9 protein-coding genes are annotated in these 14,368 nt (G+C 42.6%); 6 read left to right on the top strand and 3 right to left on the bottom strand.

The genetic code is table 11. From position 1 onward, the window contains the following. Positions 1–76: 76 nt before the first annotated feature. The gene (locus tag AC1XUE_RS01565) at positions 77–1,243 is read right to left on the bottom strand and encodes a Gfo/Idh/MocA family protein (RefSeq protein WP_483354174.1); all 1,167 of its coding nucleotides are present in this window, start codon (positions 1,241–1,243) and stop codon (positions 77–79) included. Between the two features lie 365 nt (positions 1,244–1,608). Between AC1XUE_RS01565 and AC1XUE_RS01560 the strand changes: the two genes are divergently transcribed. The 4 genes from AC1XUE_RS01560 (at position 1,609) to AC1XUE_RS01545 (ending at position 9,190) form a co-directional block, all read left to right on the top strand. Then, entirely contained in the window at positions 1,609–4,263 is a 2,655-nt protein-coding gene (locus tag AC1XUE_RS01560) for a DUF7133 domain-containing protein (protein WP_483354173.1), read from the top strand. Between the two features lie 111 nt (positions 4,264–4,374). Beyond that, positions 4,375–4,719, top strand: a complete 345-nt coding sequence (locus AC1XUE_RS01555) for a winged helix-turn-helix domain-containing protein (protein ID WP_483354172.1) — start codon at positions 4,375–4,377, stop codon at positions 4,717–4,719. A gap of 39 nt (positions 4,720–4,758) precedes the next feature. Beyond that, the gene (locus AC1XUE_RS01550) at positions 4,759–5,844 is read left to right on the top strand and encodes a ThuA domain-containing protein (protein WP_483354171.1); all 1,086 of its coding nucleotides are present in this window, start codon (positions 4,759–4,761) and stop codon (positions 5,842–5,844) included. 232 nt (positions 5,845–6,076) lie between these two features. Then, positions 6,077–9,190, top strand: a complete 3,114-nt coding sequence (locus AC1XUE_RS01545) for a PAS domain-containing hybrid sensor histidine kinase/response regulator (protein WP_483354170.1) — start codon at positions 6,077–6,079, stop codon at positions 9,188–9,190. Positions 9,191–9,205: 15 nt separating this feature from the next. Here the strand turns inward: AC1XUE_RS01545 and AC1XUE_RS01540 are convergent, their stop codons facing one another. Beyond that, positions 9,206–12,580: a DEAD/DEAH box helicase gene (locus AC1XUE_RS01540; RefSeq protein WP_483354169.1), complete on the bottom strand. Its 3,375-nt coding sequence runs from the start codon at positions 12,578–12,580 to the stop codon at positions 9,206–9,208. Between the two features lie 9 nt (positions 12,581–12,589). Further along, positions 12,590–13,387 carry a 5'-nucleotidase, lipoprotein e(P4) family gene (locus tag AC1XUE_RS01535; RefSeq protein ID WP_483354168.1) on the bottom strand — a complete coding sequence of 266 codons (798 nt, stop codon included), beginning with the start codon at positions 13,385–13,387 and terminating at the stop codon, positions 12,590–12,592. A 93-nt stretch (positions 13,388–13,480) separates the two neighbouring features. Here AC1XUE_RS01535 and AC1XUE_RS01530 point away from each other — a divergent pair, with 93 nt between their 5' ends. Beyond that, the gene (locus tag AC1XUE_RS01530) at positions 13,481–13,936 is read left to right on the top strand and encodes an RpiB/LacA/LacB family sugar-phosphate isomerase (protein WP_483354167.1); all 456 of its coding nucleotides are present in this window, start codon (positions 13,481–13,483) and stop codon (positions 13,934–13,936) included. A gap of 57 nt (positions 13,937–13,993) precedes the next feature. After that, entirely contained in the window at positions 13,994–14,338 is a 345-nt protein-coding gene (locus AC1XUE_RS01525) for a hypothetical protein (RefSeq protein ID WP_483354166.1), read from the top strand. Positions 14,339–14,368: the final 30 nt, after the last annotated feature.

Below are 14,368 nucleotides of genomic sequence, written 5' to 3'. Positions count from 1 at the left end.
GGGGTTAGAAAATCATGCCAACAAAAAAGCCCCCGATGTTAACATCCGGGGCCTGGGTGATCTATAAAAGATATCGCTATTTAATGTTCTTTAAATTCTGAGCATTTTTCTGCGCTTTCAGTGCTAACTCAGTTGCCAGGAAACAATGCTCTTGCGACATCGCCGTTTCAGTTCTGTTGATTACATCGTCTACCAGTTGCCGACCATAAGGCAGTTCTGTTTTGCTGCAATCAATGTACTGTGTTTCTTTGCCATTCACCAGGAATAAGTGGTTCCCACCATCGCGACCGGCAATATCGACGTTTTTGCGCAACTCAATAAATCCTTCTGTTCCCAGAATAGTAAGTCGTCCATCGCCCCAGCTTTTAAGTCCGTCAGGAGTAAACCAGTCCACCCTGATATAACCGGTCCCGCCATCACCTCTCAACATGGTATCTCCAAAATCTTCAAATTGAGGATATTGAGGATGGTTAACATTGCCAACCTGCGATGCTACGATCTCTGCCTTGGTTGAGCCGGTGAAAAATAGGAACTGATCAAATTGATGTGAAGCAATATCACATATGATCCCGCCAAATCTCTTCTTATCAAAAAACCATTCAGGTCTTGAACTAGCAGAGATTCGGTGTGGCCCCAGGCCAATAGTCTGAATCACCTTGCCGATTGCGCCTGCTTTTACAAGCTCTCCTGCCTTCACAGTAGACCTGTTCTCTAATCGTTCGCTGTACATGATACTATATATACGCTTGGTTTCTTTCTGTACTTTCCTCACCTGGGCGAGTTGTTCAAGGGTAGTAATACCTGGCTTATCAGACATATAGTCCTTTCCACTTTTCATAACCCGGATTCCCAGAGGAGCTCGCTCGTCAGGAATAATCGAACTTAATACAAGCTGTATGGATTGATCGTCCAGTATTTCTTTTTCAGTGGCCGCTTGTTTGGCCTGGGGATAGCGTTTGGCAAATGCGCTGGCAAGATCTTGTTCCCGGGCATAAAAGGAAACCAGCTCTCCACCGCCTCTGACTACCGCCTCTACCTGTCCATATATATGATTGTGATTAATCCCAATTACCGAAAATTTAATACGTCCGGCTGCTACAGGCGTGATCGAAGGTGCATCTGTCTGCATCGTATAATCAGAAGCCTTAGCTTCTTTGATTATCATGGGTAACATGAGTAATCCTGCGGCTGTGCTCACCGAGTTTCTGATAAATTCCCGGCGGTTATCCTGTACTTTTTGCATCTTGATCTAGGTTTGCTTGTGTAATAAGCGGATTTATGACTATTGGATTATCCAAAGATACTTTATTGACTAATAATAATACAGCTATCCCTGACAAAGCTGTTTACATATCTGAATTTTACTTTTACTGTTATTTCAATCTTACCTACAGTATACTGTGAGTTACATTATAGAACATTTCCAATTAATAGTATGTTTTGTCAAGTAATATATCCTTCGACATATCTAAGATGTCCCTGCGACACTTATTTTTCGTATTTAGGTGCTATTTTTGCGGTCTTACATCGCATTTGGGCAGATATAATTAAGTTGCAATCGTTTGCATTTGATTTTATGCCTTCTCAGTCTTTTAATAATTCTAATCTATGTTAAAAATTACATTAAGCCTGTTTTCCGCTTTATTGTTTTTGTTTTGGTTCAATCCTTTGCAAAATAATAAGGTTGTAAGCAGGGACAAGTATGCTACGAGTAGCCGGGCTGATTCTTTGCCGAATGCAGCGAGTTATCCGGCTGAATTGAAACTCACCCACTTTGCAGGATCTGCACTTACACCCAGCCCATCTTGTCTGGCTGTAGCTGCCTCAGGAGAGGTGTATGTGGGAATAGATATGATCGGTTCACTAGGCAAAGAAGCCGGGAAAGGTCGTATTGTCAGACTGGTTGATAGTGACAATGATGGCCAGGTTGATAAAAATACGGTTTTCGCTGTGGTTGATAATCCAAGAGGAATCATTGCCAACAGAGATCAGGTTTTTGTTTTGCATACCACCTTTTCTAAAGAAACAGGTATTGCTACAGGAATGGATCTTGTTGTTTTTGAAGACAAAGACGGAGACGGCATAGCGGACGGTCCTTCCAAGCCGTTAATTCAAAACATCAGCTCTCCTAAGTTCATTCAGACCCGTGGAACTGACCATGCTACCAATGGTATTCGTATGGGTATCGACGGCTGGATTTATATTGCAGTGGGTGATTTCGGTTTCCACGGGGCAGTTGATCGCGAAGGTACCAAACTCACCATGCTTGGTGGTGGTATTGTCCGCGTGAGACCAGATGGTACCGAAATGGAAATCTATACCCATGGTATGCGTAACATTTACGATGTGGCTATTGACCCTTTCATGAACATTTTCACAAGAGGAAATACCAATGATGGTGGTGGTTGGAACATACGTTTCAGCAACCAGATTCAATCTGGAGAATACGGATATCCTGTTTTATTCCAGCATTTCACGGAGGAGATAATTCCTGCATTGGTAGATCTTGGTGGCGGTTCTGGTACTGGTGCGTTGTTTATGGATGATGATACATGGCCGGCAAAGTACAACAATGTACCGATGATGGCCGACTGGGGAAGAAACCAGCTTTACATTCACCGCGTTACACCGGATGGCCCTAGCTTTAAGCAGCAGGAAGAAGATTTCATTAAACTATCTCAGATTACTGATATCGATGTAGACGCATCAGGCCGGGCATATCTTTCTGCGTGGGATGGTGCAGGGTATTCCGGAAGTGATGCAAAAGGCTTCGTTGTAAGGGCAGTTCCTCATCAGTGGAAATACAAAGCGTTTGCAGATGTGAAAAAGTCGTCTGTTAAGCAACTGATCGCCATCCTTAAATCAGGAAGTGGCGTAGCACGTCTGGCTGCACAGCAAGAGCTATTAAACCGTCCCGCAAAATCCACTACGGCTGCCGTATGGAAACTCGCAATTGATAAAAAGCTTCCTATGTACACACGTGCTGCAGGTATATTCACCTACGCGCAGATGGCCGGAGAATCAGGCATCGGTAATCTGATCAAATTAGCAGATGATGATGCCGTTCGTGAACTTGCTCTCCGTGTGATCACTGATAGAAAAGCGTTTACTAAAAATGTTCCGACAGACTTATATCTGAAAGCCCTCAACGATCCTTCTCCGAGAGTTCGTCTGATTGCCGAGATCGGATTAGGCAGACTGGGACGTGTTGAAGCTGCTCAGGCTTTGTTGAATACAAAAGTGCCAGCATCTTTCGTAGCCCCTGCAAAGGGTGTGGAAGGCCCGCACGCAACACCAAACCAAGCTATTATTTTACCACACATTGCAGTGCGTTCGTTGGTAAGCCTCAATGCGGTGGATGCCTGTGTAGCTGCGATTGGAACGGAAAATTCTACTATTGCACTTTGGGCACTACGCTACATGCACAGCGACAACGCGGTTAAAGGATTGATAGCTGCTTACGATAAAGCTTCAGATGCTACACTTAAAACAGAAATCCTGAATACATTGGCGCGTCTCTATAAAAAAGAAGCGGATTATGATGGATCTTGGTGGTGGAGTACTCGTCCTGATACCCACGGACCCTACTACAAGGCCATCACATGGGAGTCATCTGCTGCAATCAAAGACCTTCTGACACAAGAATTCAATAAAGTGAATGCATCAGGCAAACAATTCCTTGCTGACCTGAATGCTAAATACCGTATGGATATTACTGAATTTGGTGGAGATGAAGTCATAGCAGTAAAAGAAGAGGTTAAAGTCGATTTGGAAAAAATACGTAATAAGAAGGGTCAGGTCGGCGAATCATCTATTGAAGATGTGATGCTTGCAATGGCTAAAATCCCGGGAAATGCGGCTTTAGGTAAGGAGCTGTTTACGCAGCAAGGATGTGTTGCATGCCATAGCATCAGTAAAGGTGAGACAATGAAGGGGCCATTTATGGGTCAGATCGGCTCTATCATGAACCGAGAACAAATTGCAGAGTCTATCCTGAAACCCAACGCATCTATCTCACAAGGTTTTGCTTCGGTACTGATTAATGCAAAAGGAGATAAAAGCTATATGGGTTTTATAACCAGCGAATCAGCCGACCGTCTTGTTTTGAGGGATATCACCGGTCAGGTTTATACGATTAAAACCAAAGACATAGTATCTCGCCAGGAACTGGAAGATTCAATGATGCCATCGGGATTGGCTAATTCTCTATCCTATGAGGAACTTGCATCTCTGATCACATTCCTGTACGAACAGAAGAAATAATTTTGTAAGCGTGGTAAGTAAAGGCGGCACGATCTGAGTATTGTGCCGCTTTTTTTGCTTTTATAATTTAAAAATTCCAGTTTCGATATTCACAAATTACCATAGTAAGTAATGAAAAAAGATATCAGCCTGCTAATGCGCCATTGGGTTTTTGTTGACGGGCAAAAGTTTTTTGGTCCCGGAAGGCTCGAATTGCTTGAAGGTATAGATCAAACCGGCTCCATTGTAAAGGCTGCAAAATTAATGGGTATGTCATACAAAAAAGCCTGGGCCATGGTGGATGCGATGAACACCTTGGGCAGCCAGCCATACGTTGTGACTCAAAAAGGAGGACAACTAGGCGGTGGTGCCCAGCTTACAGACCAGGCCAAACAAGTAATTACAGCATACAAGCAACTTACCGGTGAGCTCAACAAGGTGCTTGAAGCTGAAAAAGAACTAATGAAACTGATCTGAATTGCTTATACATCTGCTATATAAATCTACAGTATATCTATGAAACATATCTTTTTAGCTATTTTGCTTTTCGGGAATTCAATCTGCTTTTTTGCATCGGCCAAAACTCGTAACCATCCTGAGAAAGATAATATTGAACATGAAATTACGGCTGATGCGGACCGTTATAAAATAGTTTATAAAGGAGAAAAAGGTCCGGGCGTAGGAAAACACATTGTATTCCTGGCTTCTGACCATGAATATCGTAGCGAAGAGTCTTTACCTGCACTAGCACGCATTCTTGCCAAACATCACGGTTTTACATGTACGGTTATATTCGGGCTGGATAAGTCCGGAAATATTCTGCCGGGAAGCTCGGATATAAAAGGACTTGAAGTATTGAAAGAGGCGGACCTGTTTGTCATTTTTGCCAGGTTTCTCAACCTTCCTGATGATGAAATGTCTCACGTAGATGCCTATTTAAAAGGTGGTAAACCGGTTGTGGGCTTGCGGACTTCTACGCATGCTTTCAGCAATAAATCCAATCCTGAATACGGACATTACAGCTGGGATTACAACGGCAATGATAAGGCATGGACGGACGGCTTTGGAGAAAGGGTATTAGGTGAAACCTGGGTATCACATTATGGTGCCAATCACAAACAATCATCCAAACTTTTAATTGAGGAAAACCAGTTAGGACATCCTATTATGAGAGGTGTGAAAGATATGGCAGTCAAATCCGGTGCATATACTACTTATCCCAAAGGTGTAGTACTTGCGCGCGGTCAGGTGCTGAATGGCATGACCCCGAACTCCCAGCCCGACAAAACCAAAGAACTGCTACCCGTAGCATGGATTCGCGACTATCAGATACAGGATGGCAAAACAGGAAGAGCATTCGCCACCACGCACGGCGCTTCTGAAGATCTGTTAAACAATGATTTCAGACGGATGCTGATCAACAGTACATTTTGGGCACTAGGGATGGAAAAGGATATTCAAGAAGATAATAATATAGAATTTGTGGGACCATACAATCCAACCAAATTTAATTTTGATGGCTACAAAACCAATGTTAAACCAAGTGATCTTGCGGATTGGAACTCCCTGATCATGCCTGGCGAAGTATTCAAAAAGAAATAGCTTGTGGTATTATACTGATGTCTCGGCTTGAGTGAGGTGATTGAATTCGATGTGTGATTCAGTCACCTTTCTAATTGATGGACATTCGATTATTCTGCAGACTCCATACATTTTATGGAACTAGTTGTAAATTAATATTCCTAATGGGACTAGATGCAGTAATTAAATTACTATGTATCTTGTCGACCAATAGCTAGATTATATCGTTTTGCCATTTCCTACACTTCTATAGATGAACTATCCTACGGAAAAGTTATTTCAAAAAATAACCGGGGACGAAATCTTTATTGACTTTATCAGAACCTATGCAACTGAGGGGCTGATCTATCCGGATAGTAACCAATCTGAAGTATACCAGTCCGATCCATGTTTCCTAAAGAAGCTTAAGGCATTTGGGCTCGATCATTCTGATATTGTCCCCACCATTCTGCAGTCACTTAAAAGGATACAAGATGAGGCTGTCCGCTTTTTGGATAGAGAGAATCGCTTTTTTGAAAACAGCTTTAAGTTCAATCTTAGAGAAGGGAAGTATTTGTCTTTCACAGGAACAGCAGCTCAACTGGATGCCGGAGAAACCGAATTTCCTATATGGGGTATCAGCGGGCTCAATTACTCATTACATGCTGAAGAGCCGGAATTACTGCTTTCCGCGAAAGAATTACTATCTGTAGTAAACAATGCACGTGATGTCTTGTTTATCATTAACAGTGATGGTACCTTTTCCTACATCACACCTAACTGGACAGAATTTTATGGTCATGATTTAAAACATAGCATCGGGCAATCCTTTGCCAACTACATTCATCCGGAAGATCTGGATCTATGCTTGCAAACATTGCGGCATGTAGTGTTGACCGGTGATGCGCTTCCTGGTGTAGAACACCGGATAATGCATAGCAATGGCAAGTGGTCGTGGAGTCTTACAACTGCTAAAATAGATCTGCAAACCAATAAGATAATTCTCACCAGCCACGACATCACTCAAATTAAGGAGTCACGTGAACAGATGCGTGAACTAGCACTTGTCGCTTCCAGCACCAGGGATTTAATTGTAATAGCCGACGGGGCCGGACTCATCACCTGGGCGAATGATGCGTTTAAACAAAAAATGGGAATAAACGATGCGGAGCTGAAGGGAAAAAATCTCGTGACACTCTTCTCAAATCCTAAAAACAATCCCGCGATATCCGACCATCTTAAAACGATTTTTGAAAAAGCAGAAATTATCACGGATGAAATCATTTTATCCACGTTGCTGGGAGATACATTTTGGGCAGATGTGACGCTTACTCCGGTATATGATGAAAGCGGATTACGAACTAACCTGATTGCTGTTTGCCGCGATATATCTGTCAGAAGGAAATCGGACGAGGAACTACAAAGAACCCGTGAAATGCTGGAGCAGACCAATCGTGTTGCAAAAATGGGTGGATGGCAGTATAATCTGGAAACCGGGGAAGTATTCTGGACTCCCACGCTCAAACAGCTCCACGAAGTAGACCTGGATTTTACCCCAACTCTGGAGTCTGCCATGTCTTTTTATCGTCCCGGAGAACAAACGGAACGCTTAAGGACAGCATTCAGAGACTGTATAGAGCATGGAACCAGTTACGATATTGAATTGGAGATTATTACGAAGAATAATAACTCGGTCTGGACACGTACAATCGGTGCCCCTGTTTTCGTGAATGGAAAATGTGTGAGGGTCTATGGTAGCTCACAGGATATTACAGAGCATAAATTGCTTGAGCTGCAACTGAGCACAGCGCGTGAAAACGCAGAAGCGGCCAGTAAGTCAAAATCTGAATTTCTGGCTAACATGAGCCATGAGATTCGTACGCCACTAAACGGCATTATTGGTTTTTCAGACTTGTTGATCAAGACCCATCTTGATTCATCCCAACAACAGTATATTGCTATGGTGCAGCAGTCTGCCAGTTCGCTGTTAGACATTATCAACGACATTCTCGATTTTTCGAAGATTGAAGCTGGCAAGCTCGAATTACTTCATGAAAAAACCGACTTACTCGATTTATGCGGGCAGGTTACAGATCTGATCACATTTCCAGCGCATCAGAAGGACATTGAAATCCTTCTTGACATATCGGCTGATGTCCCTCATTTTGTTTACACTGATAAAATACGGCTCAAACAAATATTGCTCAATTTGATGAGTAACGCTGTGAAGTTTACAATTCATGGTGAAATAGAACTACGGGTAACTGTCCTTGCTTCTGATGAGCCGAAAAACTGGAAATTCCGTTTTTCTGTCAGAGACACGGGCATTGGTATTGAATTACATAATCAAAAAAGAATTTTTGAAGCGTTTGCTCAGGAAGATTCCTCTACTACTAAGCGATTCGGAGGAACGGGATTAGGTATTAGTATATCCAATAATTTACTTGGACTGATGAAGAGTTCCCTTCAACTGGTAAGCGAACCGGGCAAAGGCAGTGAGTTTTTCTTTGATGTAAATCTGGAACCGTCCAATGCTGACGCTCATCTTGGCTGGAGCTATGGTGGGAGCATAAATCGGGTTTTAATACTTGACAAAAATAAGCGGAACGGACAGATTTTATCAGATATGCTATCTCACAAAGATATAGAATCAGATTACTCTGATGATTTAGCCAAGGCTCTCGCGCAAGTGGAACAAGGTACACATTATGATGCCGTTTTGATGGATTTTTCGCCTGACATAGCTGTCATATCTGAGGATGAAAACAGCAGAGCCTTTGTTAAAAAAATTCAAAATATCGCACCTCTTATTCTTTTGAATCGCCCTTCAGAGGTCAACGAGCTCATCAGTATAAAAGAGCTTACAAGCCAAAAGTATCGTCTTTTAAAGCCTGTTAAAATTCAACAGCTGTTTAACGTGCTAGGTGAAATCGCAGACGCAAAGGATGACAAACACTTTAAAGAAAACCAGTTGGATATAGGGCAGGTTATTTCTTCCGTGCCTTTACGGAAACAGTCAGTTACAATATTGGTTGCGGAAGATCATATGATTAACATGTTACTGATCAAAACCATGTTAACAAAGATTAACCCTGATTATAAAATTATCGAAGCGAAAAATGGTATAGAGGCTGTCAATGCATTTAAGAAAAACAAACCTGACATGATTCTGATGGATATCCAAATGCCGGAAATGAATGGGTACGAAGCCAGTGCAAAAATCAGAAAAATGAAGAGTGGCACTCATGTACCTATCATTGCGGTAACAGCCGGCATCGTTATGGGTGAAAGAGAAAGGTGTATTGAATCCGGCATGAATGATTACTTGTCGAAGCCCGTCCTGAAAGAAGTGCTGGAAGAATGTATCAGAAGCTGGCTTCACCTGTAAATGGTACAGGCTCTGCTAGTGACTCAACAACGAAAGCAAATCCTGTCTGCCTAGATTCTTTAGAATGGAAGCATCCGTTTTGACAAGATCATCTGCCAGGTCTTTCTTTGTTTCCTGCAGTGTGAGAATTTTTTCTTCGATCGTGTCAGGGCATATAAGTCTTACTGCGATCACATTTTTTTTCTGGCCGATCCTGTAACTTCTGTCAATCGCCTGGTTTTCGACCGCCGGATTCCACCAGGGATCAACCAGATACACATAGTCTGCTTCTGTCAGGTTCAGCCCTGTCCCTCCTGCTTTTAAGCTGATCAAAAACACCCGTATCTGGTCGTCAGACTGAAATCGTTCAACCCGTTCCTGTCGATCGGTGGTCTGTCCAGTTAAATATTCATAACGGATATTGCTGGTATTGAGCTCATTCCTGATCAGATCCAGCATAGTCACAAACTGTGAAAATACCAGTACTTTGTGATAAGGAGATTTAGCCTGAATCTGTTCTATAAGTACATCAATTTTGGCGGATGCATTACCATAATACAGATCGTCGTTCAACAGTGCAGGTGAGTTGCAGATTTGTCGCAGCTTGGTAAGTCCTTGCAGTACGTGCAAACTCTCTCTTGGGATATCTATTTCCTGCGTTGTGTTCAGGTAGTTGTAAAATTCCCTTTCGTAGGCGTTGTACAATTTGCGTTGCTCCTCTCCCATCTCACAGTACAGAATCATTTCTGTCTTTTCCGGAAGCTCGCTTGCAACCTGTTTCTTGGTTCTTCTGAGGATAAATGGATTGACACGTTTTTGCAGTTCGCGCGCTTTCTCAACATCCTGAAACCTGTCAATCGGCACTGAAAAATAGTTACGGAATTGATTTTTTGTGCCCAATAATCCAGGGCAAGCAAATGAGAGTTGACCATACAAATCAAACGTATTATTTTCAACAGGTGTCCCCGTGAGCACGATCCGGTTCCGTGCCTGTAAAAGCAGTGCCGCCTTATACCTTTGGGAATCAGGATTTTTAATGGATTGCGATTCGTCAAGGAAAATGTAATTGAACCGATACTTTCTCAGATAATCAATATCCATCAGCATGGTTCCGTAAGATGTCAGCACCACTTCATAATGATCAAAATCCTCACTTTCACGAATACGACCCGCTCCGTAGACTGTCAGCACACGAATGGAAGGCGCAAATTTCATAATCTCTGCCTGCCAGTTGAAAATCAGAGAGGTTGGTACAACAATAAGGTTCGTATTAGTTATTTGCTTTTTTCTTTGGGTGAGTATAAAGGCGATGATCTGAACCGTTTTTCCTAATCCCATATCATCAGCCAGGCAACCTCCGAAACCGAAGTCGTCGAGGAAGTTCAGCCAGTTTAGCCCTTCCTGCTGATAGTGCCTTAGCGTAGCATTCAGCTCTTCAGGCGATTTAACTGATTCAATTCCGCTAAAATCACTGAACTTATCATGAAAGAAATCAATCTGAGCTTTCACTTCTCCGCTGAGTGCCTCGGCTTCATACATCTCCTCAATAGCGGCAAACCTGATTTTTTCTGTTCTGATATGCTCTCCTGAAACCTGTCCGGCATCAAAATAGGAAGTAAATCTTTCCAGCCATATTTGTGGTAAAATACCTGTTGTGCCGTCATCAAGCGTGACGTAACGCGTCCTGTTCTTCACTGCTTTGTGAAGATGTTTAAGTGAGACCTTCTGTTTTCCAAAACGGACATCTGCTGTGGTGTCGAACCAGTTGATTCCGCTATTCACATGAACGCTCACCTTGGCTTTATTCATATTCAAACGTTTCTGAGTAAGATTCCCAAAGCCCAAAATTTCAATTCCCTGGTTATTCCATTCCTCGAACGCATCCAGAAACCAATTTTCATTAAGAAGATCCTTTTTATGTAACCAGAAAAATTCTTTCCCCAGTTGCTCTTCAAAATCTCTGTGCTGTTGAAGCAGTGCTGAGATAAATCGTAATTCTTCGTCATCATCGCGTCTGACTTCAAACGGATTGCCGTGTGAATCAACAGCATATACTTGTTTTTTTGAAAATACCGAAACTTCAACATGGCCATATTTCATCACCGGTGTAATCATCACATTGTCTCCGAAGTCTTCCAGATAAAGTAAGCGTTTGGGAAGCGTATTGAACCCATTCTCCTCACGTTGCGCAGGAGTCGCCGGTTTAAGAAAAGAATAGGTAAGCCGGATTTTGTTTTCCAGTCTGGACAAAATTTGCTTCCTGAACTCATCAAACTTCGATTGATGAACTACAATTTTCTGATGATACTGCTTAAAAAAACTGATTACTTTCAGTGCATCAGCGTTTTCAATCAAATGGAGCCCCCCTTCCAGATACAGGAAGTAGTCATATTTAAGAACAACCTTCTCAAGATCCAGAGCTCTATCGTTCAAAACAAGCTTACCGGATATCTCGTAGAAAACACCTCTTCGATCTACGTGTATATGCAGGTCCACAATCGACCTGACCATTTTCACTGCTGTTATGGATGTTGCACTGATATTCTCCGATGATGCGATATTGTGCATGTAGCATTCGATTTCATCCGGGTTATCAACGATTGCACGCAAACCCTCAATATCGGTGTGTTGGGCTGGTTCCCTGTGCGCGTTCTGGAAGCGTGCCACGGCCGACAAGTATTTTAGTTGCGCGGGAGTTTGCGCCTGCCAAAGCAGGTCCAGCGGATTGACGGGCACTAACGGATTTTTGACCCTACCATCTTTGGTGAGTTGCGCATCAAAAATAGATAATTGAAAATGACTGTAATACTTGTGTTGACCAATTACCAGTATTCTTTGCAGAGCCGGTGCGTTGCCGATTTCCTTGACAGGTGCGATTAACTGGCTTGTGAGTACATCAAGAGAAAATGCATTGATCGCTATCAGTTCCTTTTCCCTGGACCGGATTTCCAATTTGCGGTCTTCATAATGAACTTCAAAGTACTGATCCAAATCCTCGGCAGCTTCCAAACCATAATCCTCGGCAACCTTCCTTATTCTATCTTTTCTTTTCTCTTTGTCGAAAAATACCTGTAGATCTCTTCTCTCTACTACATTATACAGTGCACGTGATTGATGTTTGCATAACTTATTTCCTGCTTCATTGCAGGAACAACTGATCCTGATATCAGTATCCTGCTGTGTTATTCTCACCTGAATTACATCAGAATACCCTGCGGCGATCAGAAAAATCACATCATCTACTCTGATCATGTCCGGTTGTAAATCAAGAAAACCTCTTTGATCTGTTTCAGGTGCATAGGCACTCCGAGCGAGAATATCCGAAGTTGACATGGATGCGATAGAATGTCCTGCCCAAACAAATACGTTTGGATCCTCTGACAAATTCAGACCGGTGAATTGGGATTGCATGAAATTCGTTTAATAGCTTTTAAGCAAACCTCTGATCACAGAATCTTTCTGTGCTTTGGTAAGGTCATACCTGAATTGGTAGAGCGTGTTTTCCCAATCTCCGTAAACCGGATTAGGCAACACTATGAATTTTTTGCCAAATTCGCCGGCCAGAGTCGCTACATTGTTATTACGCTGTGTTTCCGGTTTTTTATCGAATAATTGGCTAAAGTCTCCCAGATTGTCGCCTATAAAAAGAGCTATTTCATATTTTTCTGCGATGGACTGACGACGTATTTCTTTAGAAGATATATCAGACTTTAATATCAATTGCTCTGTAACGGCGTCTGGAAAGCCTTTGGTTTTCAAATTTTCCAGTGTGCCTGTCCGCTCACTTTCCGCCCGATTGGTCAGATAAAATATACGTACACCTTTGGAAGCGGCATATTTAAAAAAGGATAATGCACCCGGAATGGTATCAGCCTTGGCCATGGCAGTCCATTCTTCCCACGATTTTTGTTCATAATCCCTGCCTGCCAAAGACTGTTTCACATCGTATGGGCTATTGTCCAGAACTGTTTCATCTATATCCGTAACAATGGCCAAAGGCTTACCATGAGATTCGGCCAGAGCCTGGTCCAGCCGGAGCTGTGCAAGATTATACGCCTGGAAACAGAGCGCACGATATTCCCCGGACCTTTGTTGGAATAAAGAGGCGAAAAGTTTTCCATGTGTTGTGATATTATGATCTGACGCATGGTTACCAGACTGTCTGGAGCTTGAACAACCCATTACGAGGGTTACGAGAAGAATATAACCTATTTTCATGGGGCAAAGTAAAAGATAAAAACTTAATTTAATAAACGAAACTGCGTACTATAACGCTTTCAATTTTACATTACATCAAAACAAAGACATATTATGAAAATAGGAATAGCAGCCGATCATGGTGGATATGATTTAAAAGTAGCCCTTCGTGATTTTCTTGTTTCAAAAGGTTATACCATTCAAGACTTCGGAGCTTACGAGCTAAATAGTTCAGACGACTATCCCGATTTTGTAATTCCCCTGGCTAAGGCAATTGCTGAAGGTGATGTGGATCGTGGAATTGCAGTATGCGGAAGTGGCGTTGGGGCTTCTGTTGCTGCGAATAAAGTACATGGCGTGCGCGCTGCACTTATTAACGATCATTTTTCTGCTCACCAGGGTGTTGAAGATGATGATCTGAATATGCTTTGTCTGGGAGGCAGGGTGACAGGAGTTATGGCGGCTCAGGAATTAATATCAGCATTTTTAAGCGCTCGGTTTACGCACGAGGAGCGCCATTTAAGACGACTTGGTAAGGTAACTCAGATCGAAAATTCCAATCATAAGTAAAGGAGTCGGTATTCCTGGCATCATTATTGAAAGTTTGATGATAAAATATAGATGACCATGAAAAAGCTTACAAAAATACTACTGATTGCTGGTTTGTCGGGCATTCCTATACTAGGGATGGCTCAGGCACAGGATACGATCTACTATAAAAAGAAGGTAAAACGTACTACTACGGGTACAAATGTTCAGGATGTAATTAAGGATACGATTAATAAGGAAACGGGTCCTATACTGAACGACAATGGCACAATCAGCACTACTGGTACGATGGATGGTCGCAGCAGTACTGGTCGTGAGCCGGACAAACGGAACGAATCCAAGATGCGTAAGAAAAAGAAGATCAGCAGAACGGGCGATCCGATTGGTGTTGATACAACCAGAAGCAGGAAAAACCGACCATAAAAAATGCCTGTGAGAATCGAGTTTCTCACA

The sequence above is a fragment of the Dyadobacter sp. HNCC25DJ187 genome (genome assembly GCF_056895255.1).
Note: the sequence above shows the minus strand (reverse complement) of the source record. Positions and strands in the feature narration are given on the sequence as shown.